Source organism: Streptomyces sp. JNUCC 63, from assembly GCF_054366325.1.
Genome location: NZ_CM135963.1, coordinates 8502494 through 8528324, shown reverse-complemented (window position 1 = coordinate 8528324; position 25831 = coordinate 8502494). Strand labels below are relative to the sequence as shown.

The window sequence follows — 25831 nt, the reverse complement described above, 5'->3', positions numbered from 1 at the left end:
GGTCGCGGGCACACTGGACACGTGAGCAGCACCGGCACGGGGCGTGACGGCCGCCCCCTCGTCGCGAGCGCCCGGCCGCTTACAGCCTGGGCATGGCCCCCGCGCAGTTCCGCGACTGGGCGCGCCGCCGTGCCCTCACCCCGGCCGGCTCCCACCCGAACCCGTCCCGTGGGCAGGCGCTCGCGCTGTGGGACTTGGCCGACATCACCGATGCGATCCCGCAGCGCGGACACCAAAGGCCGCACCTATCAAGGTGGGTGACCAGCGATGACTTGACAGGTGATCAGCGCGCACTCATTCCGTGAGACGGTGGCAGCGCTGTCGGGATGGTCTGCACGCCCGGTCCACCATCGCACGGCATCCTCGAGCCCGGCCCCGCGGCCGGGCTCCGGCATGTGCAGGGGGGCGAACGTGATCGAAGCGCAGGTCTTCGGCTACAACCCCCGCCCGTCCCGTACCGAACTCGCCGCGCTCTGTATCGAAGAGCAGGTGTACGCCGAAGAGACCGACTGCCACTGGTGCGGCCGGGAGGTCGACCAGAGTCTTGAAGGCGCCACCCACCCGTGGGGCCGCACCGTCGACCACATCGTGCCGCGCTGGCTCGGGGGAGACATCCTCGCCCGCTTCAACAGCCGCCTCGCCCGGGCCTGCAAGACGGACCGCCACGCCCAGCTGAGGGTGCAGCACACCGAGGGCGCCACCCGCTGAGCCCGGGGCCATCGTCCGGGCAGGGGCTACCGTCCGGTTCACTTGGGACGGTTGGTGGGGCGCCCGGGGCTGGGTGGTGTGGCCGCGGTCTGGTCGCGGCGTTCGGCGTTGCGTCGGGCGTCTTCGGCGGTGTAGCCGGTGCCACATCACGCCGTGCACAGCTGGCCCGGAGGTGCGCCGCACGTCTCGCACCGTTCGTCGAAGTCCTCGGGCTGCCACGGCCGCGGCGACGTGCTCGTGCTGCGCCTTGCCTGCTCGGCGTACCTCGACGGTTGCCTGCTCGGCCGCAGCATCTTCTGCGTCTACCCCAGCAGCGCTCCTGGCGGGGTGAGTGACCAGCTCGCCCAGTTTCTGGCCCAGGCGAAGGTTCTGGTCGGGTCCTCCTGCAAGGAGAACTTGCTCCAACGCGTGCACCGGGTCCCCGGCACCAGCCTGGAGCGCTTCAAGGCCGGCCGAGGGAAGGCCACTACCGCGGACATCTCGATCGCTGCCCAAGCACGCACTGTCCGCGTCGAGCCCCGTTACCGGGGCAAGCGCAAGGGCGAGACCGTGGTGGTGTTCGACGGCTTCACCACCGAGGGCAAGTCCCTGGAATGGGCACGGATGCTCTTGACGGCGGTCGGCGCAGCCGAGGTGATCGCCTTGACCATCGGCAAGTATCCCAAGGCCCACACCGCCTACAGGCTGCGGCCCGGCAGGACGGTCAAGCCCTACGAGGTGAACGCCTTCACCCTGAGTGACTTTACGGCAACACGGGGAAAGTCGGGTGTCCAGGACGGGCTGGCTGCTGCGCTGCAGGCCTTGATCGATCGGTTCATCGAGGACGCTCAGCACGCCGACGAGTAGCAGGCACCACGTCGCAAGGACTGCGCGGCCCCCTTCTCGCCACTGCAGAGGGCCGTGCGCCATGATGGAGGCGGCCCAAGAACCCGCACCATCCTTCGAACATCCCGGGGCCGCGAGTAGAAGGACACCTTGATGACTGATCTGGATCTCACCGCCGACCAGCATGACCTGCTGGCCCTGTGCGCGCTGCGCGCCGGCGATGCCACCCTCGACTGGAGTCTGATCGCCCGCAGCGGCCAGACTCCCGAAGACATTGCGGCCCTGCTGGCGGGGCAGCTGAGGGAGGACTCGCCCGTGGCCCGCAAGAACCTTCCCGTCCTGAAGCAGGCTCTGGCCGACCTCGACGGCGCCCGGCGACGGGTGGACACCGAGCTGGCCGCAGCCGCCAAGGAAGGCGCCCGTCTCGTCACGGTGCTGGATGCCGACTATCCGGCCAACCTGCGCATGGTCCCCAACCTGCCGCCGTTCCTGTTCTACAAGGGAGAACTGCAGCAGCGCGACGCCCGCTCCATCGCCGTTGTCGGCACCCGGCAGGCCTCCCTGGAAGGCCTACGCCGCGCCGCGCGGATGGCCCGCGAACTCGTTGAGCATGACGTCGTCATCGCCAGCGGCCTCGCCAAGGGCGTGGACGCCGCTGCCCACGAGGCCACCCTGACCGCGGGCGGCCGCACGGTGGCCGTGATGGGCACCGGCATCGCCGTGCCCGTCTACCCGGCCGCGAACCGTCCCCTGGCGCGGAAGATCCTCGACCAGGGCGGCGCCTTGATCAGCCAGTTCTGGCCCACCAGCCGCCCGGCGAAGTGGACCTTCCCGCGCCGCAACGTCGTCACCAGCGGTATCAGCCTGGGCAGCGTCGTCATCGAGGCCTCCAGTACGTCCGGCGCGAAGATGCAGGCCAGGATCGCAGCCGAGCACGGCAAGCTGGTCTTCCTCATTAAGTCCCTGACGACCAGCGAACCCTGGGCCGCCAAGATGATCACCGACGGCCGAGCTATCGAGGTCTCTCAGTCCAGCACCATCACCGACCGCCTGGGCACCGCGGCCAGCATCCAACGAGCCAGCCAGCAGCGGCAGCAGCTCGCCCTGGCCGGCCTGTGACCACGATCCTCCCCGACCCGGCAGGCTTCCCCAACTGCGCCACGTGCGCGTATCGGCTCACCGGCGCCGCCCGGCTGTGTTCCGACTGCGCCGGACGGACCGTGCAGCCGGTCGCCGCCTCGCACTGCCCGGTCTGCTCCCAAACCGTTGCCGAAGGCCAAAGGTGCACCAACGCCTTATGCAACGTGCCCGTGGCCCAGCGCGGCTTCACCCGGGTGGACGCAGTCGCCATGTACTCCGGAGCGCTCCGAGACAAGATCCACCGCCTGAAATACCACGGAAAGACAGGCTGGGCGCTCATTTTCGGGCGACTCCTCGTCGGCTGGATGGAGACCCACCCCCGCCTCATGAGCGACGTCGACTACGTCGTCGGCAACCCCACCGACCCCCATCGAGCGCCCGTACGGCACATCGAGGCCATCCTGGACGCCGCCTATACCGAGGACGTCAGCCACAGGTTCCCCCTGAGCCCGCCCGGCGCCCCGCTGCTGACGAAGACCACCGAGACCCCGCGATCGGCCAACCAGACCCTGGACGCAAAACGTGCAGCTGCCGCCGCCCACGCCCGAGCCCTCCGATGGACAGGTGACCCGGCAGCGATCGCGGGTGCCACCATCCTTCTCGTCGACGACGTACTGACCAGCGGCTCCCAACTGCAGCAGGTAGCGCTACGGTTGCGGGCGTCCGGCGCCACTGAAGTCCGCGGCCTGGTCCTCGCCCGCGCCCCCTGGAGCGGCTGACCAGTCACAACACAAGTCAGTTCCGCGTGGTGCCGGCGCGCTCCCACCCATCCTCCCAGCCCGGCGGTGAGCGTCGCTGTCGTCTTCTCGGACGGTTGGGGTTTGCGGTAGCGGTACAGGAAGTGCGCAGCCCACATGCGGCTGGCGAAGCCGGGCATTCCGCCGCCGCTACCCGGGCGGTTGCCGGGGTACTCGGCAACCCACTTGCACACGCCGGCGTCGCGCCAGACGACGCCGTAACTGGTGCTGCGGTCTTCGCGGTCAAGGACCCGGTAGCCGCGCGATCCGGTGTTGGCGGTGAACGTGAACTTCTTGGGCATCGCGGCCCTTTCGGCCGGTCCTGGGTGCGGGAGGGGCGGTGCGGGGGAGGCCCCTCCCACAGCATTCATAATAGTTTGACTTTGGGTGGTGTGAACCCGCCCTGACCTGCGGCTTTCCGGCGGCGCGACGTCAGCGCATGAGTACGTTGGGGGTGGCGGTGAGGGCGGCGGGCGGCTGGTGGTCGCGGTAGTCCGAGACCTGCACGTATCCGCCCGGCATCGTGTCGAGCCGCAGGTCGGGTCCCCAGTCGTCGGTCACGTCTCGGGGAAGGTTCTCGATGTTGTCCGCCTCGACCTGCCCGGCCCAGCCGGTCAGCTCGCCGCCGAGGATCCGCCGCCATTCCCGCAGGATGGGGAAGAGCTGGCCGCAGTCGTCCACCAGGGCGACCGCGCGGGCCTCGTTCGGCCCGGGGCACTCGGCGTAGGTGGGCGCCTCGGGGCGGCTGCGCTCTCCGAGGGTCATCAACCAGCGCATGGTCACGACATCTCCATTTCCGGGCGCCCCGTGTGCGGGGCGCCCTGTGCCGGGGCTTTCGGGCGGCGGGCGGTGCGCCGTGACCTCTGCTGGGTACGCAACGAGGTGGCTTCGGGTTGGGCGCGGCGGGCGCGTTCGTGCTCTTCGGCGGCCTCGGTGAGGCAGTAGGGGGCCCACCACTGCTTGACGTCGACGGTGCGGGATAGCGAGCCGGGGAAGTCGGCCAGCATCAGCAACAGCACCGGGTGCGGGCAGGTCGTGAACCACCGCGCGACGGTCCACCAGGCGGCCACAGCGGCGCGCCGCGCGGGGTCGGCGGCACGCGCCTCGTCCTCAAGGCGGGCGGCCTCGGCCTGGTGGTAGGCGGTCGACCAGGTGAGGAAACGCAGCAGGGCGGGAGTGTCCCGCTGCCGGGAGAGATTCAGGATCGCGGGCAGGTCGTCGCGCTGCGCCACATGGGCGGCGCAGGCGCGCAGGACGGCGGTGAGCGTCGCCGCCGTCCTCTCCGACGGCTCGTGTCCGGCGGCGGACTCCATCGGGTACACCGTCACTTCGGGGCGGTTGGTGTTGTCGCGGTAGAGGGTCAGGCTGCCCCGGTAGCCGGTGCGGCTGCGGGCGAGCCGCGGCAGGGCGTCGTCGGGGGCGGTGGTCTGGAAGGCGTTGACGGGGCCGAGGCAGGCGCGTACGGCGGTGAACTGGTCCCAGTGGTGGGGGTGGTGGGTGCCGGTGAGGTGCACGCTGCCGCGCATCGCCCCGTACAGCTCGAAGACGACGGCGTCGTCCTGGCGGGGGCCAGCGGTGGCGCGCACGGTGCCGGCGGGGGTGTCGATGGTCAGGCTCGGGCTGGTCATGGGCCGGGCTCCTTGGGGGTCGGCTCGGTGAGCGGGGCCTGCCGCCCGGCGCCCGCCGAAGGGGAGGGCGCGGGCGTCGAGGCGGCAGGCCTTCGGCCAGTGGCGCGCTGGCCGGGTTGGCCGTCCGCCTCCCCCCGGGGCTGGGGGAGGCGGGAATGGCGTCTGTGGGCTACTCCTGCGGCGGCTTGTGGCGGCGGAGGTTGCCCCGCTCGGTCAGGGACACCTCGCGGCCGCACGGGCATTGGGCGTAGCGGCGGCCGTGCAGGTGGAAGAACTTCGGCCCGGTGTTCTTGGCGTTGACCGTGCGGATGGTGCCAGGGACCGGGGTGGTGTTGGCGCAGTAGCCAGTAGCGGTGACGGCGGGCGTGTCAGGCACGGGGGCTCTCCTCGTCGGTGTCGGGGATCTGGGGCAGGACCGGCGCGCCGTAGACCTCGCGCCGTACGGCGGAGACTTTGGGGCACGGGACGACGGCCTGCCGGAGCTCGGCCGTGTCCATGGGGTGCAGCCACCCGCTGTGTACAGTCCAGCCGCACGCCCGGGAGTGGGGCTCGGCGGCCGTGGTCGCCACCAGGACGGCGTGCCGGACGGTGCTGCCCTCCAGCGCGAACACCAGCAGCGTGCGCAGCGCGGCGTAGTCGTCCTCGTCCAGCACCGCAAGGCGCAGCGGGGCGCGGCCGACGGACAGGTCGGCCTGGCCGGTGACGAACGCGTCGTCGGTGCGCTCGACTGCGAGGGTGAGCGTGTGCTCCCCGGTTCCGAGCACCGTGAGCAGGGCGGCGAGCGCGGTCACGGTGCGGCTCATGGCGGCCGCGATTGCGGCGTCGCTCGGGCGGATGAGCTCCGGGCGTACGGACATGGCGCATGACTCCTTGATGGCTGACGGGGTGGTGGGCGCGCCGCAGGGATGGTTTTGGCGCGCGGTCTGCTCCGCAGACGCGTCGCGCTGCCGCTACGCGGCAGGGGGCGGGGCGGGCGCGCTCCGCGCTCCCTCTGCGGTGGGGGGAGCGCTCCGCGCTCTGGCTGTGGGGTGGGGCCCGTGCGGACCAGCCGGGGGGATGGCCGGTCCGCACGGGGGCTCATTGCGCGGGTGGGGGGAGCGCTCCGCGCTCTGAGCCGTGGGACCCGTGCAGGCCGGGCTCGGGGAGGTGCCCGGCCCGCACGGGGGCTTGGTGGCTAGCCGTGCGCGGCGGCGGCCGTGAGCGCGGGCACCGCGAGCGCCTCCAGGGCGGCGGCCTGGTCGGCGTCCGTGAGCGCCTGCGCGGTCGACGTGATGGCGTTCATCACGCCCCCGGCCGTTATCTGACCGCCCCGGACGAAGTGGGCAAGGATCATGTCCTTGGCCTCGGCACCGATGCTGAGCGTCTTGGTGACGTGCTCGATCGTCTTCGTCGGCTCGGCCAACTCCTTACCGGCGGCGACCTCCATCTCCGACACCTTCGCCTGCACGTACTCCCGCGACAGGAACGTACGTACAGCGTCGGCGGTCTTCGACGTGATCAGCTCCAGCGTCTTGCGCTGCGTCTGCCCCGACCACGACACGACACCCTCGTCCTGCTTGCCCCCCAGGTGCACGGCACGCATGACGTCCTGGGACATGGTCAGGCCGTTGCGGCAGACCTGGATGACCGCGCGCGGGGTGATGGTGTACGCCCCGGCGCCGACCTCACTGTTAGTGATGACGAAACCGGCAGAGATCATCGGCAGCTCGTCACCGCTGCGACCGTCGAACGGGGAGCGGTACCCGCGCAGCAGCGCACGGGCCTGGATCGCCACCGCCTCGGACTCCACCCGCACGTACATGCGCCGGTCCGTCAGGTCGCAGCCGGTCACCTTCGTCGGGTGGCCGGACTGCTGCACCCCGTCCAGGGCGGCCAGCAGCATGTCGAAGTTGTCCATGAGCTTGTAGCTGTCGGACAGCAGCGCGCGGGCCACGCCCTCGGCCGGCTGCATGCCGAGGCCGCCCTCGCCCCGGAATGCGCGCAGCATGAAACGGCGCTCCGGCTCCTGGCGCAGCCACGCGTTCACGTTCTCGTCCAGCAGCGGGACGTTCTCGGCGCGCATACGGCGCAGGTACGCGAGCGGGATGCGCAGCTTGTCGGCGATCCCCTCATCGGCCACGGTGGTGGGCCGGTAAATGCCGTCGACGTCCGTCACGCCGTCCTCAGTGATCAGGGACTCCACGCCCTGCACGTGCACGTTGCCTTCGCCAAACCGCAGGGCGGAGGCGGGCGCGATCACGTCCAGCTTCCGGCGCTGCTGGTCCTCCAGGATGCGCACCAGGTCGGACAGGTCGGCGTTACGGGCGCCGGTGGGGGCGACGTTCGTGGCGCGCTCGGCGAACTGCTGAGTCATGCGGTGTTTCCCCTTCTTGATGGAGTGTGGGTCGGGGAGCGGGGCCACCGCTCCCCGAACAATTCCAATAATAGTGGGGATCACCGTGAGCCCGCTCGCCGCCAGGTACGAGGTGGCCGCGACCACGCCGAACAGTTCGTTGAAGGTCTCCAGCCCGGGCACGCGGATCAGTTGGTGCATGAGTGCCGCGGCGCGGTGGTGCGGCTGGGTGTAGACGAGGGTGTCCATCACCTCGTCGGTGTGTCGGGCGGCCGCGGCGGCGAGGGTGCCGTAGTCGGTGACGTCGGGGTCGCCGGGCAGGGTCTGGCGGGCGATCTCCAGTAGCCACCCGCGGTCAACGCGGAGGATCACGCGGCCGCTGCCCCGCGGTCGGCCTCCGGGTAGCCGAACGCCTCCGTGAAAGCGGGGGTGAGCAGGGCCGTGAAATGCTGCGCGGCCGCGAGGAATCGGCGCTTCTGCTCGGCCTCGGCGAGTACCTGGCCGGCGAACTCGGAGACCTCCATGCCGGCGGCCGCGGCTCGCTCCTCTATCCCCTCGAAGGTGCCGTCGTCGACCTGAACCCTGATCTCCTTCATGCCCAGAAGCGTAGCCGTCTGGGCAGAGGCCGACAACGAAAACGGGAGCATGCCCCGGCCCGGCAGGATGAGCTACCGGCTGCTCTCGCGCGTGCTGGGCGGCGGCCCGCCCAGCTTCCACCCCGACGACTGGTCCGCGGAACGTGGGGCCGGACTCCACCGCGGCCTTGTTCCGGGCGAACTCCCTCTCGGCCGCCGCCGTGTCCCACTGGCGAGGCCCGGCCGAACTGGTCGCCCCGTCGGCTGCTCAGAACCTACGAGGTGAAGTTGCCGGGCCGGTGGTCACCCCAGCTGCTTCACGCGGCGAAGCCGATGTTGGTGACGTACTCGTACTGGCCCCACTGGGAGCCGAGGTCGACGATCTGGTCGACCCAGGCGTCGTCCAGCTCCTGGTCGTCGCCGGCCGCCCAGGCCCGCACGATGCGGTCCCAGCGGCGGACGTTCAGCGTGCGGTACTCGATGACGCGCTGGCGGGGCCGGTCGACCTGGGACTGGTTGAGCGGGTGGATCTCCACGCGGGTGCCGCGGCCCTCCCGGTTGAGGCGGGCGAGCAGGTAGCGGGCGACGTTCTCGCGCCGCACCGTGCGGTAGGCCTGCTCGATGCGCTCCAGGTTCGCCTTCGACGGCGCCCGCTTGCCGTCCAGCCAGGCGCGCAGGGTGCGGTCGGTGACGGTCAGGCCGGCCTCGCGCGCCCTGTGGCGGGCGTGGTCGGTGCGGGTGAGGTAGTGCAGGCGGGCGAGCAGGCCGCGCCGGGCGGTGATGGGGGTGGCGATGTAGCCGGCGAGCGCATCGAGTTGGCGGGCTACGGCTTCGTGTCCCTTGATGCCGCGAGCCCCGTGTTTCCCGAACTCGATGTTGCGCTCAGGCACCGGCTTTCTCTTTCGCCGTCGTACGCGACTCTGATCAACTGGGAGCAGAGTACAGCAATTCCCGTGCCGGCCCTCGTGGAGTGCGAGGCAGGCTTTCGCTATCCGCTCGTGCCGGCCGTGTCGCTCCCGACGGTGTAGACGTCCTTGACCTTCACCTCGGTGACGCCGCGTCCCTCGGGGAACACCGCACGCCAGTCGCCGATCACGTGCAGCTCGTCGGTGCCCATCGCGCGGACGACCATCAGGCCCTCGTCGTACGCCCGGTGCGCCTTCCACCACAGGTTCACGAAGGCCTGGGAGCGGATGAGGTGCATCCAGTCGGTGCGGTACAGCTCCCGGTTGTAGTTCGACTCCCCCATCGTGGAGACGAACTTCGCGTACATGGCCTTGACGTACTCCAGCGTCACCCCGTCGTCCTCGGCGATCGCCCGGTCCCGGGCGTCCTTCAGCACGATACGGAACTTCTCCAGCAGGTTCTCCGTGGCCCCCGACGTCCAGGACTCGTGGATCTCCGGCGGGTCGCACAGCCCGTGCGTCGGGCCCGCCAGACGCAGCAGCAGGCGCAGGGTCGGCTCGGTCACCCACAGCGGGCCCGGCTCGTCCCGACTGCCGAGCGGGTTGGGCAGGTAGGCGTCGTGCTCCCAGACGGGCGGGGTGATCAGGTGGACGCCGGCGCGGCGGCGTTCGTGGTGGTTGCCGACCGTGTGCTCCAGCTGGCCGATCGGCAGGTGCGTCTTGAGCGCGGACAGGTAGGCGCCGTTGATGTCGAGCGCGGTCACCTCGTGTACGCCCGGCGGCAGTTCGGGCCTGCTCCACTTCGGGCGGGCCTCCCAGATCTGGTCGGCGCCGCGTGCCGTCTGCTTGCGCAGGATGTCGGGCAGCCACGGGTGGGCGACGATGTCGTACCGGCCGCCCTTGCGGGTCTCGTCCAGCAGCGCCATCGCGTCCGGGATGGCCCGCTTCACCAGCGCCTCGGTCGCCGCCTCGACGTCGCCGGCGTGCTGGGCGAGCGCGGCTGCGACGGCGGAGCCGATCAGGTCCGGGGTGTCGGCGGTCTTCAGACGACGGCCGACGGGTACGACCTTGACCCCGCCCGCCGCCCGGCCCTGCCCGGAGGACGTCGTCCGGCGGGGTTCCTTCTGCCCAGCGGGTTTCTCCGGCCGCGAGGGCTCGACCGTCTGCGTGTGCTCGGCCGTGCCGCACTCGGCGGGGTCCAGGTGCTGCGGAAACCCCGCGACCTCGTGGGAGGCGGGCTGCCCGCACAGCACACAGGGCTGCGACGCGGACAGGACCCCAACGTCGTCAACGTCGTCCTGACCCGTTCCCGTTTCTTGCGCAGCTTCCGCCGCGACGGCGTCCACGGGTTCCCCGGCCGGGGCCTCCTCACCCGCGGCGGCAGCCAGCTTCGTTCGGGCGCCCTGAAGGAAGTACGCGTACTTCTCCCGTACTTCACCACTCGGGTCCCGTCCGGACTCCCAGCCCCCGACCGTGGACGGACTGACGTTCAAGGCCTGCGCGAGCTGGGCGCGCGACAGGCTCAGCCCTTCGCGCAGGGCGCGCCGCTCCCCGGCGGGCGGCAGCGGGACCTCTTTCCTGGCTCCGGCGAGCAGAGCATCGATCGCGTCGAAATTGGTCATCGGGCTCCCCCGTCCCGTACGGCCGCGGGGCGTACGGTGCCCACGTGGCGGCCGGGAACGCGGCGGCGTTCCGCGGGCAGCGACTCCGTGGCCCGGGTGGGCCCCGCCAGGAGTTCCAGGACGTCGATGCCGTAGTGCGCGGCGACCGCGTCGCAGTCGGCCAGGCTCCATGCGGCGGCGCCGGACTGACGGCGGCTCACCTGGGCCTGACTCACCCCCAATGCGGCGGCGAGATCGGTCTGCGCCTCGCCGGTCGCGTGCAGGAGCGCGGCCACCGCGGACCGAACCCGCTCATCGAGACTCATACCCATGAGGACGACGCTACCACTTAATGCTCATATTTCATGCGTATAACGCATCGATGTCGTGGAAGGGACGTCCCGGTCTGGTGGATCCGGCGCTCGTAAGGAATGGGAGTTTCATTTGGGCTGACTGTTCTCTGATGAGTGCGACGAGCCGGGTTCCTGGGATGAGACGCCGCTCGAGGCCGGCGTGTGCTTGTCAGTGCCTGTATCTACGCTGCCACCTGTTCTGACGGGCGAACCTAATGGGGACGAAGTGGGATTTTGGGGCGATTTCATCGTCTTCCGCAGCAAGGAGCCGCCGTCACGTGCACCAGTGTTCTCGGGATCGCCTACATGCAGCGAGGGACACGAGCGCTGCGTGTCGATGTGCTGGCCTCGGGATGGAGGGTGGCAGACGGTGCAGGTCCATCACGGACTTCCGGGCGACGCCGAGGATGCCCTGCTCTCCGTTGTTCAATGGACCGGGGCTCCGGCCTGTGTCGCCACGATCTGCGACAGTGACTTCGGTGTTGTCATGGGCGCAGCACCCGACGGCAGCTTCTGGCAGGGGTGGCTCAACCTGGACACCGCTGCCGGGGAGCTGACGGAGATGCCCGAGGATGCCGAGGAGTCTCTCCCCGAGGACCCCGCCTTCCAAGCGGCGGTCACCTGCAAGCGAGCCGAGATGGAAGCGTCCGTTTCCAATGACGCTCTCAAGGCCGTGATATGGGCTCGCGCCGCTGGTTTCGGCCAGGGTGTCGACCCGTCCGTCGTCGAACAGATCTTCCGGGGCCATGAGACGTTCGCTGAAGATCTCTTCTTCACTCTGCTCGACAGACTCGGCTTTCCGCCGGCCGTCGATCCGGGGGGCTTTGATGGCCGGTGACTCCAGTCGGGTCCTGGTCCCGGATGAGCTGTGGGAGTTGTTCCAGCGGGTGGTGCCGGCGCCGTCCCGGCCACAGGGCGGCGGTCGTGAGATCGCCCGGCGCGCAGGCGTCTCCGTCAGCGCGCTGAACGAATACGGATCGCCGTCGACGCAGTCCGCGCGGCCTGTGAGGCCCTCGCCAAGCAGCACGCCGAACAGCGCACCGCGACCCCGGTGTAGCCGCGCCCTACATCTCGGCGGGGTCGGGGTGAACCTCGAACATCGGTGCGGAGGATACGGTCACGCGCGCAGCCTTGATCACCCATGGCTACCTGCAAATCCGGGGAACAAGGTCCTTGGGACTGACGAGGAAGACCAGTAGCGGCAGCGGTCAGCCGGTGTCCAGTACGAGGATGACGACTAACGTCCGGGAACGCCCCCGCCCGAAGGGAAGGGGCGGGGTTGTTGTCACCGTTCCGGAACGCACGTCGGGGAAGGAGCTGGCCGGGGTCTTGCCCGCCTCGGCTGGAGCATCGGGTGTCGCGGTGGCCGCGGCAGGAGGCTGGCCGCCGGACGTCTGCCCAAGCCAGCATCTGAGTACGGAACGCACCTCTGCTGCGTCGGCACCGCACGCCTCGGCGATTCTGATCACGAGATCCGGGCCCGAGGGCGTTCCCTGGCCCGTGAAATAGCGGTGCAGGCTTGAGGTACTGAGGTAGCACTTGCGTGAGATCGCCGCGTAGCTGAGCCCGCTGCGCTCCTTCAGGCGGGTGAAAGCTTCCGCCAGCGTCGTTGCCCGTACTATCACGTCCGCCCCGCCCCCCGACCAGAACCCCAGTACCAGCGCAGCATCCCATAGCGTCCCAACCTGTGGAAGGATCCCCAGCCAGGCCCGTGTGAATCATCCCGGGACGCCCCTTCCGTTGCCCCCGGCCCCGGGCCCGACCACTGTGTGGACGGCGAGCCGTCCGCCGGGCGGCTCTCGTCCTAGGGGAGGGAACAGTGGAACACCGCACTAGATGGCGGTCTGCCGCCTTTGTGCTGGGAGCTGCTGCGGCCGCAGTCGTGGTCGGCGTCGCGAGCCCTGCGTACGCTGTCGTCGGCGGAGATGTCATCCGCCACGACAGCATCCAGAACCTCGTCATCGCCAAGGACATCCAGTTCACCAACGGCACCAAGGGCAGCACGTGCCACATCTGGAACCGCGACGGCGGCAACACCTATAAGTACGTTAACGCGCATAACAACTGCACTACAGCCAGCATGAACGGCCGCACTTACAGCTGGACCGTCTGGAACGACACCGACGCCTTTACCATGCAGTACGAGAACTACTGGGTGAACATGCACGGCGCCTGGCGCTACGTCAGCGCCAACGACTACACCCGCATCCACGACAACGAGAACGCCCATTGTTACCGGGAATCCGACGGCGTCAACTGCTACGTCTCCTACGGCTGAGCCACGCGGGGGGTGCCGACTTCGCCGTGCGCGGTCCACGTCTTGAGCACGTGCGCGCGGCCGCCTGCCTCCTCGATGAGGCGGATGACCACGCTCTGCTGGCTGCCGTACAGCCCGACCCACCCGCGGTAGGTCCGCAGGGCGGCGGCGTCGTCGGCCCACTGACCGGTGACGGCCGGTTCGCCCTCCTCGAACTGGAGGACGGCGAGGTACGTGGTCACCGGGCGGGCTCCGCCTGCCCCGCCGTGCGTGGGGCGGGGAGTTCGCCCGCCTGGAGGGCGGCGAAGGCTGCCATCCGGTCGCCGGCGGGGGCGAGTTGCCAGTCGTGCGGGTCGACGTCGGAGTCAGCGGCGGCGGCCAGGTTCGCGGTGACGGTCAGGACGGTTCCGGGCAGCTCGTGGCGTGCCAGACCGGTGGCGGCGGTGAGGCCGAGGGTGGGGACGGGGACGGTGATCTGCCCCCCGCACCAGGCCGCGAGGGACAGGTGGGCGGTGTCGTTGCCCGCCCGGACGACGCGTGCGGGTATGCGCTGGTAGTCGGTTCTCGCCGCGCCGCCCCCTTGTCGTGTGCCCGCCCACCCTCTGCCACGGTGGGCCGGGTGTCAACGCAGATCTCTGCGGACACCTTCTGGCTCTCGGTAAGAGGTCGCGCGGATAGGTGCGGTTGGGGACACCGGCAACAGGACGGGCACAGGTTCTGGTGATCATGGAGTTGCGACGCTCTGTGATCACTGAGGAGACCTGTGCCCGCGCTGCCATCATGGCTCACCGAACCGCTCTGGGACCAATTCGCGGCCCTGCTGCCCGAGCGGCCGGAGTACCACCCGGACCATCCACTTGGCTGCCACCGCCGACGTATCAGCGACCGGATCGTCTTCGACAAGATGCTGCAGCTCCTGCGCTTCGGCTGCTCCTACCAGGCGATCGCCGACACAACCTGCTCGGCCACCACGATCCGCAACCGCCGCGACGAGTGGATACAACTGGGCGTCTTCACCCGGCTCAAGCAGATCGCGCTGGAGTCCTACGACCGGATCGTGGGACTCGTCCTCGACCAGATCGCCGTGGACGGCTCTATCACCAAGGCTCCCGGAGGCGGCGAGGTGGCCGGGCGTTCCCCGGTCGACCGCGGCAAACAGGGCTTGAAACGCTCGGGCATGACGGACGGATACGGCATTCCGCTGGGCCGGGTCCTGGCCGGCGCCAACCGCCACGACTCCCCGCTGCTCGCCCCGACCCTGGACCGCCTGGACGACCTCGGACCGCTGCCCGACGACATCACCGTCCATCTGGACGCCGGCTACGACTCGGACAAGACCCGCGCTGTGCTCGACGATCGCGGCTTCCACGGCCGTATCGCGCACAAAGGCGAGAAGGCACCCATCCAGGCCAGTCGGCGGTGGCACGTGGAACGTACCCACGCCTGGCAGAACGCCTTCCACCGGCTCGCCCGCTGCTACGAGCGGCGCGCCACCGTCGTCGACGCCTTCTTCGACCTCGCCGACGCGGTTATCACCGTGCGCAGCCTGATCCGGCAGGCATGGGCGACTCACCGCTGGGACGAACGCCCAAACCGCCGACCATGACAGCACCCTCATCCGCGCCGCATCTAAACGTCGCGCACCGCGAGCAGTTCGACCGCTGCCCCAGACGACTCCAGCAGTGGTGCAGCGGCAGAACGCCGGGGATCCGCCCGGTAGGCAGCGAGATCCTCGCTGGTGGGAAAGGCTATGAGGTGGGCCTCGACCTGATCGTCCAGAGTGCGCAGTCGGCGCTCAAGACGCCCTCCATACTCGGCAAGGAGGGGCAGGACAGCGCTCTCATAAGCGTCGAAGGTGCCCAAGCCGCCTTCAGGTAGCCGCGCGAGCATCAAGTAGGTGACGGCCATGGCTCCCTCATAGCGGTCTGTAACCGGTGATCTTCTGAGCCTAGCTGGCGTACACGCCTTCAACGCCGCCCCAGCGGCCGTCTATCTGCGCGACCTCTAAGCGGTGGCAGCCGCAGATCCGCGCCAGGGCCCGGCAGCAGGCGGCGACCACCGGCGGCATCGTCATCGACACCCGCGCCCGGATCGGCTACACCGCGCCGATCGGCTCCACCGACGAGGACCGCCTCCGGCACCTGACCGTGGCCCTCCCGCCGCAGTACGCCGCCCGCCTCTTCGACGCCCAGGAGCAGGGCGCCACCGAGCAGCGTCTGCGGGAGATCGCGGCCGAAGGGCTCAAGGAGGTGTACTTCCAGGACAACGGCCGCCGCGCCGGCCAACTGGAGGAGGTCCGCTTCACCGACATCGAGCACCTCGAGTTCGACCTGTAGCAGCCGCACCCCGAACAGCCCGCGAGCCCGGATGTGATCCGGCTACCCGACCACAGAAGATCCACCATCTTGAAGTTGCTGGTCACGGGGCTGGTGTGAGTCGTTGATCGTGCTCTCGCGCTGGTCGGGGGCGGTTGTCGGAGCTCAAGATCGTCTGCCGTTTCGGCGATCACGGATCCACGGGTTTCCCGGCGTGCGCGGGGCGCCTGTCCGTACGATCCGGGCGGGAGGTGCATCGGGTGGCCCAGGAAGCGGAACCGGACCTTCGCGAGCTGATCACGGCCCGCAGAGCGGAACTGGAGTTGCAGGCGGAGAAGTTGAGTCAGCAGCTTCAGGAAGTACGCGAGGAGCTGGAGGAGCTCGCCGTGGCCGAGCGGGTTGCGCGTCGGCTGGCCGAGCAGCTGCGCGTGGAGCGGGAAGCGGTGCCGGCACCGGCTGCCGGGCAGGTCGCGGGCCGTGCGGTGCTGCTGGTGCCGCCGCGCGAGCGGGGCATGGACGAGGCGGTGCTGCCCGCGGACTACCAGCGGATCATGGACGTGGTGCGGCGGGCGGAAGGGCCGGTCATGGTCAAGCAGGTCTGCGCCGGGCTGGGGATGTCCTCCGAGCCGGCCCGCTCGGAGGCAATGCGCGCGAAGCTGAACCGGCTGGCCGAGCGGGGCTGGCTGCGCAAGCCGGCCGACGGGAAGTTCACCACCACGCTGTGAGCGTCCGCCCAGGACCGTAACCCAAGGGCCCCCGACGGCAGTTGGTGTCGTATGCGAAACAAGACCAGCCCCGCCGGGGGCACCGAAACGGTTGTCTACCAGTCCAGCCTCACGCTGTCCACGGCCACCCTGACCCTCCTCGGCGACCTGCTGCGCGGCCACCTGAAGAAGATCGGCTCGCGGTGGCGCAAGCTGCCGCCCGGAAGAATCGCCACGATCGTGCTGGCCGTTCTCCGCCATGACCAGCGGCTTGCCGACATGGCCGGCGGCAACCGCATCTCCGCGACCACGGTGCGCCGCTGGGTGATGGAGGTGATCGAACTGCTCGCCGCGCGGGCCGAGCGGCTGGACCGCGCGCTGCAGAAGGTCACCCGAAAGGGTGGCCACGTCGTCCTGGTCGACGGCACCCTGAGATGGTGTCCCGCCGAGTGGTGTAACAGCGATCTCTGCATAGCCCCTGGTCATGGGGCGGCCATCGCGCAACTCTCCGAGTAGCGAAGCTCGTTGAAACGAGAGGACACGCGATGGCCTTGTCCCAGCATGACTTACTCCGCCTGATGGAGTCACTGCGTACGGCGGACGGAATCGAATTGGTCAGGGTCCTGGCCCAGCGGATCCTGCAGGAACTCATCGAGGCCGAAGCCACCGCCCACATCGGCGCGGAGCCCGGGGAACACTCCGAAACACGCACGACGATGCGCAACGGGCACCGGGCGAAGGTGCTGACCACGCAGGCCGGGGACCTGGACCTGGCGATCCCCAAGGTCCGCACCGGCAGCTTTTTCCCCAGCCTGCTGGAACGCCGGCGCCGCATCGATCAGGCCCTCTACGCGGTCATCATGGAGGCATACGTGCAGGGCGTGTCCACCCGCAGCGTGGACGACCTGGTCAAGGCCCTGGGCGGCGACACCGGGATCTCCAAGTCCGAGGTCTCCCGGATCTGCGGCGCCCTGGACGCCGAGCTGAGCGTGTTCCGCACCCGGCCCCTGGACCACATCCGCTTCCCCTACATCTATCTCGACGCGACGTACTGCAAGGCGAGGGTGAACCACCAGATCGTCTCCCAGGCCGTGGTCATCGCCACTGGCATCACCGAGGACGGCGGTCGCGAGGTCCTCGGACTCATGGTCGGCGACAGCGAGACCGAGGTGTTCTGGAGCGAGTTCCTGCGCTCGCTGCGCGAACGCGGCCTGACCGGCGTCCGCCTGGTCATCGCCGACCACCACTTGGGCCTGGTCAAGGCCGTCCGCAAGGTCATGCTCGGCGCCGCCTACCAGCGGTGTCGCGTTCATTTCCTGCGCAATGTCTTCGCGGTGATCCCGAAGGACTCCGGCGAGATGGTGGCTGCGACGATCCGCACGATCTTCGCCCAGCCCACCGCCGAAGCCGTCCGTTCCCAGCTCGACACCGTCGCCGACATGCTCGGACGACAGTTCCCCAAGGTCAAAGCCATGCTCCTGGAGGCCAAGACGGACCTGACCGCGTTCGCGGACTTCCCCGAGCGACATTGGAAGAAGATCCAGTCGACCAACCCCCTGGAGCGGGTCAACCGGGAGATCAAGCGCCGCGTCGACGTCGTCCAGATCTTCCCCAATCCCGACGCCCTCGAACGCCTCGCCACCGCCGTCCTCGTCGAGATGCACGACGAATGGATCGCCTTCCCCCGCCGCTACCTCCCCGAAGGCAGCATGGACAGGATCTACCTCAACGAAGATCAACCCGACGCCGTTACACCACTACAAGGGACATGACCCACCCTGATCCGCACCCGGCGCCGCACCGGGAAAGACAACCGGCGCAACTACAGCGGGAAACACAAGACCCACGGCCTGCTCTTCCTGGTACTCACCGACGACAAGGGCCGCCTGCTGTGGATCTCCGCCGCCCGCCCGGGCCGCTCCTCGGAGATCACCACCGCCCGCTACAACAAGCTTGTCGAGCAGCTGCGGGCCCACGAGCTGGGCGCCATCGGCGACCTCGGCTTCACCGGCCTGGACGACGATGTGGACAACCCCGTGGTCATCACCGGCTACAAGGCCGCCCGCACCAAGCCACTCACGAAGGCGAAGAAGCAGGTCAACAAGCTGATCGCGTCCGTCCGTGCGGTCTGCGAGCACGCCTTCGCCCACTTGAAGAACTGGCGCATCCTCACCAAGCTCCGGCTGTCGGCCCGTTACGCGACCACGCTGCTGCGGGCGCTGCTCGTGCTGACCAACACCGAGGTCGCACGCTGACAGACGATCTTGGGAGCAGGCAACCGCCCGCGACCAGTACGAGTACGAGATCGCTGACTCACACCAGCCCCGATGACCTGCGGGTTCGAAGTTGGAGGAAGCTCACACGATTGGTGATGGCGTCCCTTGTCGTGCAACACCGTTGCTTTTAGCCCACGTTGGTCTTGTCAAGGCCGTTCTCCTTGATCATCTCGTAGCGGAGGGTGTACGCCTGGGATGTCCTTGGGTGCTTTCCGGCGGTGAACGTGTACTTGCTGTTGCGCTTGCGGACGCGGGCCTTCAGCCGCCAGCGCGGTGTCTTCGGCAAGAGGTCGGCCAGGGCGGCACGGCCGATCGCTCCGACGAGGGTCACCGGGTCGGCCGCGAGGATGCCGCGGGCGGCCACGATCTGGTCGGCGGCGGCGTGCAGCAGCACAACAAAACTCACGCGCTGTACCGACAGGCCCGGTCGGACGGTGACCAGGTCGTTCGCGACGTGAACAAGTGCCTGGTAGGCGGTCAGCAGCGCGTAGACCTCCTGCTCGAGCCCGGACAGCGTGCGGGAGCGCAGCACCCGCCCGTCGAGGATGGTCGACTTCAGCGAGAAGTAACAGGTTTCCGCCTGCCACCTGCGGTGATACAGCGCGATCAGTTCCTGGGCGGGGTAGCGGTCAGCATCCAGGAGGCTGGTCATCAGCCGCCACAGCTCGGTGCGGCGGGTGCCGTCGGCCAGCGTGACGGTCATCCGGGCCTCGACGATCCGTACCTCCAGCCGCCCGTAACCGCGTCCCGCCTGGTACTTTCCGGCGCAGATGGTGGTCAGGTAGGAGCCGTCCGGCAGCGGGTGGCGCACCGTCGGCCGCCGTTTGCGGGTCGAGCGCAGCAGGAAGGCGGCACCGGTGTCCGTGACCGCGTCCAGGAAGTCGAAGGCGTCGTAGTAGGCGTCGGCCAGCAGCAGCATCGAGGCGTTCAGGTGGTCCAGCAGCCGGTGTGCGTAGCCGAGTTCGCCGGTGGTATCCGGTCCGAAGGACGCGCCGATCAGGGCCCGGGTGCCGCACTCGACCAGGGCGACCAGGCGCAGCAGGGGGTAGCCGAACTCGAGCCGTTCTCCGCCGTGCTTGGGGTAGTGCCAGGTCACAGCCTTCTCATCGGGAATGCTCAAGGTGGTGCCGTCCACCGCGGCCACCCGCAGACCGTGGAAGAAGGATCCCCTCTGTGCGCGCGTGGCGACCGGGCCGGCCAGGATCTCGAACAGGCGGCGCAGCGGGGCGCTGCCCAGCCGGCAGCGGGCCCGCGACAGCGAGGAGGCGGCAGGCCGGGCAGTGCTGATCCCGTCGAGACCGGCGGTGAGTTTGCCCCACACCGCCTGATAGGACGAGTTCTCGAAGAAGGCCAGGGCGAGCACGAAGTACACCACGACCCGTGCCGGGAGCAGCCGCACACGGCGCTCGCGCGCGCCGGTCTCCTCGAGTACCGAGTCCACCAGCTGCGGATCGATGATCTGGGTCAACTCCCCCAAGCGGCCGGGGACATGGGCAGACGTATCTGACGCGGTGGACACACAGCTGGCAGAATTGCGCGGCAACGGGGCCTCCGGTGCGACGATCTCTGGGCTCGACACCACAGGGATCTACCAGGGGCCCCGTCCTCTCGTTCATCGACTTGACAAAGCGCCAGTCGGCATAACGCAACGGTGTTGATCATCCGCCTCATCCGCGATCACCTCCGGTTACCCCGCGAGCACCTGCACTCCTGGCAAGGGCGCAGGTTCGACTTCACCGGTGCCACCTTCGACGGCGGCGACTTCAGCGGCGCGACGTTCTCCGGCGCTACGGTCACCTTCCGCGGCGCAACGTTCTCCGGCGGCACGGTCATCTTCCGCGGCGCAACGTTCTCCGGCGGCACGGTCATCTTCCGCGGCGCAACGTTCTCCGGCGCTACGGTCACCTTCCGCGGCGCGACGTTCTCCGGCGCTACGGTCATCTTCCGCGGCGCAACGTTCTCCGGCGGCACCGTCGACTTGCGCGGCGCGAAGTTTTTCGGCGGCACGGTCCACTTCAGCGGCGCGACGTTCTCCGTTGCGGCCAAGGTCCTCTTCCACTTCGCGAAGTTCTTCGACGGCACGGTCTACTTCCGTGGCGCGAGGTTTTTCGGCGGCACGGTCGACTTCAGCAACGCGACGTTCCCCGGCGACACGGTTTACTTCCGCGGAGCAACGTTCTCCGGCGGCACGGTCGACTTCGGCGGCGCGACGTTCTCCGGCGGCACCGTCGACCTGTCGACTGCGAGGGGGCGACCGCCATCGGGTCTTGTGCCAGCGCCGGGGCAGCCCCTGCCCAACGGGCTGAGCCTGCCTCCCGCCTGGTATCCGGCCAGCTCCTGATGAGGAAGCGACTGTCACTATTACCGGCATAACTGTGACACCGCAGAGACCCTATCGGGCCCTCAGCGACTTGTGCTGAGGGCGAGTCAGGCAGAGAGGTGGGGCGGTTCCTCGTCGGCACGGCCGCCGGCTCCAAGGGTCCGCCGCGGGCTCGCGGACATCGCCGGGTGGGCTCCGAGCACTCCACGGGCCCGTAGCTCGTCAAGGTCGGGGAGACGGACCCCGGGGAGTTCGTCGAGAAGGTCGGCCTGGGCGGCGCGGATGCTGTGCGCGGGGGCCTCGGGGCCGGCGCCAAGGGTGCGGCGGACGGTCACGTCGATCATCGTACAGGCGGCGGGCCTGCATAAGGAGGCCCGCACCCAACGGGGAGGCTACCGGCCACGGTCCATGGCCGGCTGCTGAAACCGTCTCTCGGGAGAGGCGCAGCCTGCCCGGGGTGACCGCAGGTCCATCGCGAAGCGACGCGTGAAAGCGCCCTGGTCCGGCCGCAGGGCTCCGGCGCGCTCCGAGGCGGCGGGTCCGCGCCGCGTGCCGGGGCGCTTACCTGTCAGGTCATCGACCGCAGCACGCCCGCATGCCACGATCGTCGGCGTACGGAGCCCGATCGACCGGAAGGACGCCATGCCCGCCTACGCCATAGCGCATCTGCGGGAGGCCGCTGCGCACCCGGAGATCGCTGAGTACATCGAGCGCATCGCCGCCACCTTCGCGCCGTATGGTGGCCGTTTCCTCGTGCACGCCACGCAGCACGAGGTGAAGGAGGGCAGCTGGCCCGGGCATGTCGTGGTGATCTCCTTCCCCGGCATCGCCGAGGCGCGGGCCTGGTGGGACTCGCCCGCATACCAGGAGATCGCACCGCTGCGCTCGCGGCACATCGAGGGCGACATCATCCTGGTCCCGGGCGTCCCCGAGGACTACGACCCGGCCGCCACCGCGAAAGCGATGCGGGAGGCCCTGCCTGCCGAGTAGCCCTCGGGCCGGGCCCCAGCAGAGAATCCGGCCCATCGCTCAAGGGGCCAGAGGAGGTGCGGTCAGCACGTCATGGCACACACAGTGACCCGGCTGCCAGCGCGCGGCCGGCGTCCGGTGACAGATGGCGCTGAAAACTCGGCAGAGCACCCAGGACAGACGACGTCACCGGCGACATCTGTCTGTGAAAGTCCCACCGGGCGCGGCTCGGACAGCCGGGCCATCCGTTGGCCAGTCGTCCGCCCGGCGCGGGGCGCACTCGGTCGGGTGAAGACGCCGCGATCGGAGAACCTCTGCCGGGGTCTGCGCGTAGTGCCAAGCGTGAGGCCGATCAACGAAGTGCACGTGGCGGAGCCGGGGCTGGTCGTCGTGGAGGTCGCGGCCGCCGATGACGAGACGGCGTTCGCGTTCCAGGAGGCGCTCGCCGCGCGGTGGGTGACCGCGGCGGCGGACCGTACGACCCGGGAAGCCGGCGCACCCGGAGTGCGGCCGCGTTGCTTCCTGGATCTGCGCCAGGAACTCGACTTGGAGCACCAGGCGGAGGAGAGCCCAGATCCGGTGACCGGCTGACCAGCCGTGGTGAGGGGCCGTCATCACCCTCATGACCAGGCGCGTCACCCGCCGACGCGCCCACCGCGCCGTCCCACAGCCCAACCCCGCACCGCTGCGCACCCAGCACGCCGCCGCGTGACCAACCACACGGCCTCACGCCCCGCCGCTCCGGGCCACGCCTGCCGCCGCCGGCAGGCGTGGCCCCCACAGGGCTGCCCTGCCTGATGCAGACGGGTAGCACGCTCCCTCACGATCACGGCTCAGAGGACGTCGGCTCACCCGCGCCGGGTCTTCACTCCGCTCCGGGACACGACCTCACCGGGCGGCGTGCGACAAGTGCGCGCGTACTTGGTCGACCGCCTCCAAGTGCGCCTCGCGGACGACATAGCGGGTAATGCCCCAGCGACGCTCATGGTCGGCCATTGCGGCTCTGATCTCCTCCACCGTGCCGATCCACGCGTAGGGAGAGGCGAGCACCGCGGCCGTTTCGCAGTGAAGTCGCCGGGCGATTTCGTGTGCCGCGCCCTCGGCGTCATCAGTGACTTCCACCATTTGGACAAGTGCTTCGCGGGCCGGGGCGTTGACCCGGCCCGCGGCTCCCTGCTCGATGAGATCGACCTGACGGTCGATGTCCGCGCCATCCCAGCGCGCCTCATGCATGTGCCCGTCCGGCAGGGTGCGTCCCAGCCCGCTCAGCCCCACGACGTCCGCATGAGCCCCGGCCCAGCGCAACAGGGCCGTGTTGCCGCCCCCGAAGGTGAAGGGCACCCGGTGCTGGATTGGGCGGAGGGTAGTGAGCCGCGCCTGGTAGGTCCGCACCTCGGGGCCATCGAGAGTGACCGTCTCGCCTGCGAGGAGCGCGCGGCAAGCCTCGGCCACAGCCTGGAAACGTCGGACGCGCCCCGCGACGTCGGGGCGTTTCTCCCCCAGCATGTCCCACTCGGCCGGGGTGTGGCCGGCACCCAATGCCAAACGCGCACGTCCGTTGGACACCAGATCGAGGGTGGCGACATCCGACGCGAGCAGCAGCGGCTCACGGACGCCCGCCTGGGAAACGTAGGAGCCGACGCCGATGCGCTCGGTGACCGCCGCAGCGGCGGCCAGCGCGACGAAGGGGGAGGCCGTGGTGCCCGGATGGTCGGCCGCCAGCAGCGCATCGTATCCGCCGGCTTCCAAGCGCCGGGCCAAAGCGATCCAGGAAGCGGCGTCCCGGGGCTGGGCCTGGACGGAGAGGATCGGTGACTCCATGTCAGGAGACTACGGCCGTCGGCCGGCGCTGTGAGAACTTTGCGCGCACGGCGAAACTGCTCGTGCCCACCGCTACCGCGCGTCACCGCACCGGCGGCCGGTTCGTCTTGATGGCAGGCGAAGTTCGGGAACGGCTTCTCATGGTGGTGGTCATGACCGCTGTCACGGCGAGGGCATCAGGACGCCCTCTCCACCGCGGCTACGGGTGAAGCTTCGAGCTCCGTCTCACAGGCCGTCGCTCTCTGGATTTCTCGAGGGCCGGGCAGCCGTCTTCGTGGATGAGGTAGCCGCCGCCGGAAGGGCCACCGCGTCCGGTGCATCCTCGCTACCGGTGACGAGCTGATCGAGGCCGCCGGTACGGCGCACCGTAAGCCTTGCGCGCTCCGCTGGGAGCAATGAGCAGTGTGCATCGTGAAGTTGCTGGTCACGGGTCTGGTGTGCGCGGGGTTCGGGGTGCTCGTGCTGGTCGTGGGTTGATGACTTCGGTGAAGATCGTCGGTCATCGGGCTACTTCGTGGTTGGTGAGGACCAGCATGGCCCTGACCAGGGCGGTCGCCCATTTCGGGTCGGTGCGGACCTTGCCGAGCACGCGCCAGTTCTTCAGGTGCGCGAAGCTGTGCTCGACCGGCGCCCGGACGGCGGCCAGCGCCTTGTTGGACAATTTCTGGCTGCGGGTCAGCGGCCGGTTGCGGGCCGCCTTGTAACCGGCCGCTGCGTGGGGAGTCGGGAACGTTGGACACGCGAGTCGGTCGCGGCGGGTCGACTGGCGACCGGTAGGGCTGGCCCCGCCCCGACCGGTAGGGCCGGCCCCACCACGGATTCTCGGGCGCACCGGCTCGTGCCACGCCCCCACCGTTCCTAGCGTTTTTGCATGACGGAAACGCTGCGACCGCGCACCCCAACCCGGTTACTTGATGTCGACGCGCTGCGCGGGTTCGCGCTGTTCGGCATCCTTGTCGTGAACCTTGCGTACTTCGCCTCCGGCTACCCGTTCCACCTCGTCGCCGATCCGGCGCACGGCTCCTGGCTGGACGACTCCGTCGAGTTCGGGGTCCGGTTGCTGTTCGAGATGAAGTTCTACCTACTGTTCTCGTTCCTGTTCGGCTACAGCTTTACCTTGCAGCTGGCCGCCGCGGGCAGTGCCGGTGCGAACTTCACCGCGCGGTTCGTCCGCCGGCTCGGCGGGCTTTTCGTGCTCGGCGGCCTGCATGCGGTGCTGCTGTTCCAGGGCGACATCCTGACCACTTACGCGCTGCTTGGCCTTGTTCTGCTTGCCGTGCACCGGATCCAGCCGAGGACCGCGGTCATCGCCGCGGGGGCGATCGTCGGTGTCATGGCGGTCGGGATGGCCGTGGCTGCGCTGGCCGGCGTCGAATTGGTTACCGACCAGGACGCCGCGCTCGCCGGCGGTCGCGCGTCGACCGATGCGCTTGCCGGCGGCCTGGGTTCGGTGATCGGCGAGCACCTGCGCTCGCTGCCGACGATGGCCGGAAGTCTTGCTGTGCAGGGCCCGCTCGCGCTTGCCGCGTTCCTCGTCGGGCTGGCCGCCGGCCGGCGGAAGTTGCTCGCCGACGGGATCGGCAGGCACACGGTCGCGCTGCGCCGACTGGAGCTGGTCGGGTACCCGATCGGGCTCGCCGGCGCGCTGGTGTTCGCGATCGGCGGCGGCACCGCCAGCCCGGCCGGGCTGGCGGCGAGCATCCTGACCGCGCCGTTGCTGGTCAGCGCCTACGTGGCGACCCTGCTACGGGTGTTCGCCACCCCGCGCGGCGGCCGGCTGGCACGGGTGCTCGCGCCAGCCGGCCGGATGGCGCTGTCGAACTATCTCGGTCAGTCTCTGCTGGGCGTGCTGATCTTCACCGGCGTAGGGCTCGGGCTGACCGGAGACACGCCGCCGACGGTCGTGCCGGTCGTCGCCGTCGGCATCTTCGCGGTCCAACTGGAGCTGAGCCGACGCTGGCTCGCGCGGTACCGGTACGGCCCGGCCGAATGGGTACTGCGGGCCGTCACGAACGCGGAGCGTCCCCGGATGCGCCGCTGACCTCTGCCGACAAGTCACACACTCCCCGACAGCAACTCAGCGCGGCTTCGCCGTGCGCCGGGGGCACAGTAAATGGGTCGGCGTGCGCCGCGCGCGGTCCTGACCGCCCTGTTGCGGGGCCAGGTGTGCCGGAACAGTGGAATGGTCCGTTCCGGGCGAGACCGATGACTCTGTGATGCCTCCGAGCTCGCACGACAGCATGGTACTGAGGGCCGTCCACGGGAACCGTGGAGTGTTGCCATGAGCACGCGCGTCAGATTCCGCGTACTGCCTTGGCCCTCCCGGAACGGCACGCGAGGTGAGAACAGAAAAAGAAGCGGAGCC

Annotated in this window: 30 protein-coding genes and 2 pseudogenes; 16 read left to right on the top strand and 16 right to left on the bottom strand. The window is 69.5% G+C overall.

The features are described 5' to 3' along the window. Positions 1–411 precede the first annotated feature (411 nt). The 4 genes from ACX25U_RS39845 (at position 412) to ACX25U_RS39830 (ending at position 3392) form a co-directional block, all read left to right on the top strand. Positions 412–708, top strand: coding sequence for a hypothetical protein (locus ACX25U_RS39845; protein ID WP_454387364.1), 297 nt, complete (start codon positions 412–414; stop codon positions 706–708). A gap of 231 nt (positions 709–939) precedes the next feature. Then, a complete protein-coding gene (locus ACX25U_RS39840) occupies positions 940–1554 on the top strand; it encodes a hypothetical protein (RefSeq protein ID WP_454387362.1) in 615 nt (204 codons plus the stop codon). A gap of 132 nt (positions 1555–1686) precedes the next feature. Then, entirely contained in the window at positions 1687–2652 is a 966-nt protein-coding gene (locus tag ACX25U_RS39835) for a DNA-processing protein DprA (protein ID WP_454387360.1), read from the top strand. Between the two features lie 185 nt (positions 2653–2837). Continuing rightward, positions 2838–3392 carry a ComF family protein gene (locus ACX25U_RS39830; protein WP_458633795.1) on the top strand — a complete coding sequence of 185 codons (555 nt, stop codon included), beginning with the start codon at positions 2838–2840 and terminating at the stop codon, positions 3390–3392. Between the two features lie 450 nt (positions 3393–3842). Here the strand turns inward: ACX25U_RS39830 and ACX25U_RS39825 are convergent, their stop codons facing one another. From ACX25U_RS39825 to ACX25U_RS39785, 9 genes are all read right to left on the bottom strand, one after another. Then, the gene (locus tag ACX25U_RS39825; protein ID WP_454394724.1) at positions 3843–4187 is read right to left on the bottom strand and encodes a hypothetical protein; all 345 of its coding nucleotides are present in this window, start codon (positions 4185–4187) and stop codon (positions 3843–3845) included. A 2-nt stretch (positions 4188–4189) separates the two neighbouring features. Further along, positions 4190–5038: a hypothetical protein gene (locus ACX25U_RS39820; RefSeq protein WP_454387356.1), complete on the bottom strand. Its 849-nt coding sequence runs from the start codon at positions 5036–5038 to the stop codon at positions 4190–4192. Between the two features lie 169 nt (positions 5039–5207). Next, complete coding sequence (locus ACX25U_RS39815; protein ID WP_454387354.1) at positions 5208–5414, bottom strand: hypothetical protein; 207 nt, start codon at positions 5412–5414, stop codon at positions 5208–5210. Beyond that, on the bottom strand, positions 5407–5895 hold the full coding sequence (locus tag ACX25U_RS39810; protein ID WP_454387352.1) for a hypothetical protein: 489 nt from the start codon (positions 5893–5895) through the stop codon (positions 5407–5409). Before ACX25U_RS39810 ends, ACX25U_RS39815 begins: the two co-directional genes overlap by 8 nt. 317 nt (positions 5896–6212) lie before the next feature. Then, positions 6213–7742, bottom strand: a complete 1530-nt coding sequence (locus tag ACX25U_RS39805) for a DUF932 domain-containing protein (protein WP_454387350.1) — start codon at positions 7740–7742, stop codon at positions 6213–6215. Continuing rightward, positions 7739–7966 carry a hypothetical protein gene (locus tag ACX25U_RS39800; RefSeq protein WP_454387349.1) on the bottom strand — a complete coding sequence of 76 codons (228 nt, stop codon included), beginning with the start codon at positions 7964–7966 and terminating at the stop codon, positions 7739–7741. Before ACX25U_RS39800 ends, ACX25U_RS39805 begins: the two co-directional genes overlap by 4 nt. 296 nt (positions 7967–8262) lie before the next feature. After that, positions 8263–8835: a transcriptional regulator gene (locus tag ACX25U_RS39795; protein ID WP_454387347.1), complete on the bottom strand. Its 573-nt coding sequence runs from the start codon at positions 8833–8835 to the stop codon at positions 8263–8265. Between the two features lie 98 nt (positions 8836–8933). Beyond that, a complete protein-coding gene (locus ACX25U_RS39790) occupies positions 8934–10472 on the bottom strand; it encodes a helix-turn-helix domain-containing protein (RefSeq protein WP_454387345.1) in 1539 nt (512 codons plus the stop codon). Then, positions 10469–10783, bottom strand: coding sequence for a helix-turn-helix domain-containing protein (locus tag ACX25U_RS39785; RefSeq protein WP_454387343.1), 315 nt, complete (start codon positions 10781–10783; stop codon positions 10469–10471). Before ACX25U_RS39785 ends, ACX25U_RS39790 begins: the two co-directional genes overlap by 4 nt. A gap of 391 nt (positions 10784–11174) precedes the next feature. Here ACX25U_RS39785 and ACX25U_RS39780 point away from each other — a divergent pair, with 391 nt between their 5' ends. Beyond that, positions 11175–11642: a hypothetical protein gene (locus tag ACX25U_RS39780; protein ID WP_454387341.1), complete on the top strand. Its 468-nt coding sequence runs from the start codon at positions 11175–11177 to the stop codon at positions 11640–11642. A 370-nt stretch (positions 11643–12012) separates the two neighbouring features. On the opposite strand, the gene ACX25U_RS39775 is transcribed toward ACX25U_RS39780, so the two are convergent. Beyond that, on the bottom strand, positions 12013–12429 hold the full coding sequence (locus tag ACX25U_RS39775) for a helix-turn-helix domain-containing protein (RefSeq protein ID WP_454387340.1): 417 nt from the start codon (positions 12427–12429) through the stop codon (positions 12013–12015). Positions 12430–12623: 194 nt separating this feature from the next. Here ACX25U_RS39775 and ACX25U_RS39770 point away from each other — a divergent pair, with 194 nt between their 5' ends. Then, positions 12624–13082, top strand: coding sequence for a hypothetical protein (locus ACX25U_RS39770; RefSeq protein WP_454387339.1), 459 nt, complete (start codon positions 12624–12626; stop codon positions 13080–13082). On the opposite strand, the gene ACX25U_RS39765 is transcribed toward ACX25U_RS39770, so the two are convergent. Beyond that, positions 13073–13303 (bottom strand): hypothetical protein, encoded by a 231-nt coding sequence (locus ACX25U_RS39765; RefSeq protein WP_454387337.1) that lies wholly within the window; start codon positions 13301–13303, stop codon positions 13073–13075. The two genes, ACX25U_RS39770 and ACX25U_RS39765, sit on opposite strands and share 10 nt — an antisense overlap. 521 nt (positions 13304–13824) lie before the next feature. Here ACX25U_RS39765 and ACX25U_RS39760 point away from each other — a divergent pair. Further along, on the top strand, positions 13825–14667 hold the full coding sequence (locus ACX25U_RS39760; protein ID WP_454387119.1) for an IS5 family transposase: 843 nt from the start codon (positions 13825–13827) through the stop codon (positions 14665–14667). Between the two features lie 23 nt (positions 14668–14690). Here the strand turns inward: ACX25U_RS39760 and ACX25U_RS39755 are convergent, their stop codons facing one another. Then, on the bottom strand, positions 14691–14969 hold the full coding sequence (locus ACX25U_RS39755) for a hypothetical protein (protein ID WP_454387120.1): 279 nt from the start codon (positions 14967–14969) through the stop codon (positions 14691–14693). 95 nt (positions 14970–15064) lie between these two features. Here ACX25U_RS39755 and tpg point away from each other — a divergent pair. The 5 genes and pseudogenes from tpg to ACX25U_RS39730 all read left to right on the top strand — a co-directional run. Continuing rightward, a pseudogene (gene tpg / locus ACX25U_RS39750) lies at positions 15065–15397 on the top strand (telomere-protecting terminal protein Tpg); the annotation flags it as partial. Positions 15398–15636: 239 nt separating this feature from the next. Continuing rightward, positions 15637–16101 carry a hypothetical protein gene (locus ACX25U_RS39745; RefSeq protein WP_454387274.1) on the top strand — a complete coding sequence of 155 codons (465 nt, stop codon included), beginning with the start codon at positions 15637–15639 and terminating at the stop codon, positions 16099–16101. Between the two features lie 51 nt (positions 16102–16152). Beyond that, the gene (locus tag ACX25U_RS39740) at positions 16153–16596 is read left to right on the top strand and encodes a hypothetical protein (protein ID WP_454387336.1); all 444 of its coding nucleotides are present in this window, start codon (positions 16153–16155) and stop codon (positions 16594–16596) included. A gap of 29 nt (positions 16597–16625) precedes the next feature. After that, positions 16626–17852: an IS256 family transposase gene (locus tag ACX25U_RS39735; RefSeq protein ID WP_454387334.1), complete on the top strand. Its 1227-nt coding sequence runs from the start codon at positions 16626–16628 to the stop codon at positions 17850–17852. Between the two features lie 6 nt (positions 17853–17858). After that, positions 17859–18335, top strand: coding sequence for a transposase family protein (locus ACX25U_RS39730; protein WP_454394722.1), 477 nt, complete (start codon positions 17859–17861; stop codon positions 18333–18335). A 148-nt stretch (positions 18336–18483) separates the two neighbouring features. Here the strand turns inward: ACX25U_RS39730 and ACX25U_RS39725 are convergent, their stop codons facing one another. After that, a complete protein-coding gene (locus ACX25U_RS39725; RefSeq protein ID WP_454387332.1) occupies positions 18484–19875 on the bottom strand; it encodes an IS4 family transposase in 1392 nt (463 codons plus the stop codon). A gap of 132 nt (positions 19876–20007) precedes the next feature. Between ACX25U_RS39725 and ACX25U_RS39720 the strand changes: the two genes are divergently transcribed. Then, positions 20008–20697: a pentapeptide repeat-containing protein gene (locus ACX25U_RS39720; RefSeq protein WP_454387330.1), complete on the top strand. Its 690-nt coding sequence runs from the start codon at positions 20008–20010 to the stop codon at positions 20695–20697. Positions 20698–20783: 86 nt separating this feature from the next. Here the strand turns inward: ACX25U_RS39720 and ACX25U_RS39715 are convergent, their stop codons facing one another. Next, the gene (locus ACX25U_RS39715) at positions 20784–21011 is read right to left on the bottom strand and encodes a hypothetical protein (protein ID WP_454387328.1); all 228 of its coding nucleotides are present in this window, start codon (positions 21009–21011) and stop codon (positions 20784–20786) included. Between the two features lie 307 nt (positions 21012–21318). On the opposite strand from ACX25U_RS39715, the gene ACX25U_RS39710 reads away from it, so the two are divergent. Further along, positions 21319–21666: a DUF1330 domain-containing protein gene (locus ACX25U_RS39710; protein ID WP_454387326.1), complete on the top strand. Its 348-nt coding sequence runs from the start codon at positions 21319–21321 to the stop codon at positions 21664–21666. Positions 21667–21987: 321 nt separating this feature from the next. Then, positions 21988–22236: a DUF6207 family protein gene (locus ACX25U_RS39705; protein WP_454387325.1), complete on the top strand. Its 249-nt coding sequence runs from the start codon at positions 21988–21990 to the stop codon at positions 22234–22236. Positions 22237–22533: 297 nt separating this feature from the next. Here the strand turns inward: ACX25U_RS39705 and ACX25U_RS39700 are convergent, their stop codons facing one another. Together ACX25U_RS39700 and ACX25U_RS39695 are read right to left on the bottom strand one after the other, a co-directional pair. Beyond that, positions 22534–23466 carry an LLM class flavin-dependent oxidoreductase gene (locus ACX25U_RS39700; protein WP_454387323.1) on the bottom strand — a complete coding sequence of 311 codons (933 nt, stop codon included), beginning with the start codon at positions 23464–23466 and terminating at the stop codon, positions 22534–22536. A gap of 499 nt (positions 23467–23965) precedes the next feature. Further along, positions 23966–24187, bottom strand: a pseudogene (locus tag ACX25U_RS39695) (transposase family protein); the annotation flags it as partial. Positions 24188–24337: 150 nt separating this feature from the next. Here ACX25U_RS39695 and ACX25U_RS39690 point away from each other — a divergent pair. After that, on the top strand, positions 24338–25507 hold the full coding sequence (locus tag ACX25U_RS39690) for a DUF418 domain-containing protein (RefSeq protein WP_454387321.1): 1170 nt from the start codon (positions 24338–24340) through the stop codon (positions 25505–25507). Positions 25508–25831 lie beyond the last annotated feature (324 nt).

What these genes read in the sequence shown, in the direction of transcription:
- ACX25U_RS39820 (WP_454387356.1), bottom strand. Translation starts at nt 5,038, where the DNA reads ATGACCAGCCCGAGCCTGACCATCGACACCCCCGCCGGCACCGTGCGC.
- ACX25U_RS39835 (WP_454387360.1), top strand. Translation starts at nt 1,687, where the DNA reads ATGACTGATCTGGATCTCACCGCCGACCAGCATGACCTGCTGGCCCTG.
- ACX25U_RS39825 (WP_454394724.1), bottom strand. Translation starts at nt 4,187, where the DNA reads ATGCGCTGGTTGATGACCCTCGGAGAGCGCAGCCGCCCCGAGGCGCCC.
- ACX25U_RS39735 (WP_454387334.1), top strand. Translation starts at nt 16,626, where the DNA reads ATGGCCTTGTCCCAGCATGACTTACTCCGCCTGATGGAGTCACTGCGT.
- ACX25U_RS39740 (WP_454387336.1), top strand. Translation starts at nt 16,153, where the DNA reads ATGCGAAACAAGACCAGCCCCGCCGGGGGCACCGAAACGGTTGTCTAC.
- ACX25U_RS39785 (WP_454387343.1), bottom strand. Translation starts at nt 10,783, where the DNA reads ATGGGTATGAGTCTCGATGAGCGGGTTCGGTCCGCGGTGGCCGCGCTC.
- ACX25U_RS39690 (WP_454387321.1), top strand. Translation starts at nt 24,338, where the DNA reads ATGACGGAAACGCTGCGACCGCGCACCCCAACCCGGTTACTTGATGTC.
- ACX25U_RS39755 (WP_454387120.1), bottom strand. Translation starts at nt 14,969, where the DNA reads ATGGCCGTCACCTACTTGATGCTCGCGCGGCTACCTGAAGGCGGCTTG.
- ACX25U_RS39710 (WP_454387326.1), top strand. Translation starts at nt 21,319, where the DNA reads ATGCCCGCCTACGCCATAGCGCATCTGCGGGAGGCCGCTGCGCACCCG.
- ACX25U_RS39790 (WP_454387345.1), bottom strand. Translation starts at nt 10,472, where the DNA reads ATGACCAATTTCGACGCGATCGATGCTCTGCTCGCCGGAGCCAGGAAA.
- ACX25U_RS39800 (WP_454387349.1), bottom strand. Translation starts at nt 7,966, where the DNA reads ATGAAGGAGATCAGGGTTCAGGTCGACGACGGCACCTTCGAGGGGATA.
- ACX25U_RS39810 (WP_454387352.1), bottom strand. Translation starts at nt 5,895, where the DNA reads ATGTCCGTACGCCCGGAGCTCATCCGCCCGAGCGACGCCGCAATCGCG.
- ACX25U_RS39700 (WP_454387323.1), bottom strand. Translation starts at nt 23,466, where the DNA reads ATGGAGTCACCGATCCTCTCCGTCCAGGCCCAGCCCCGGGACGCCGCT.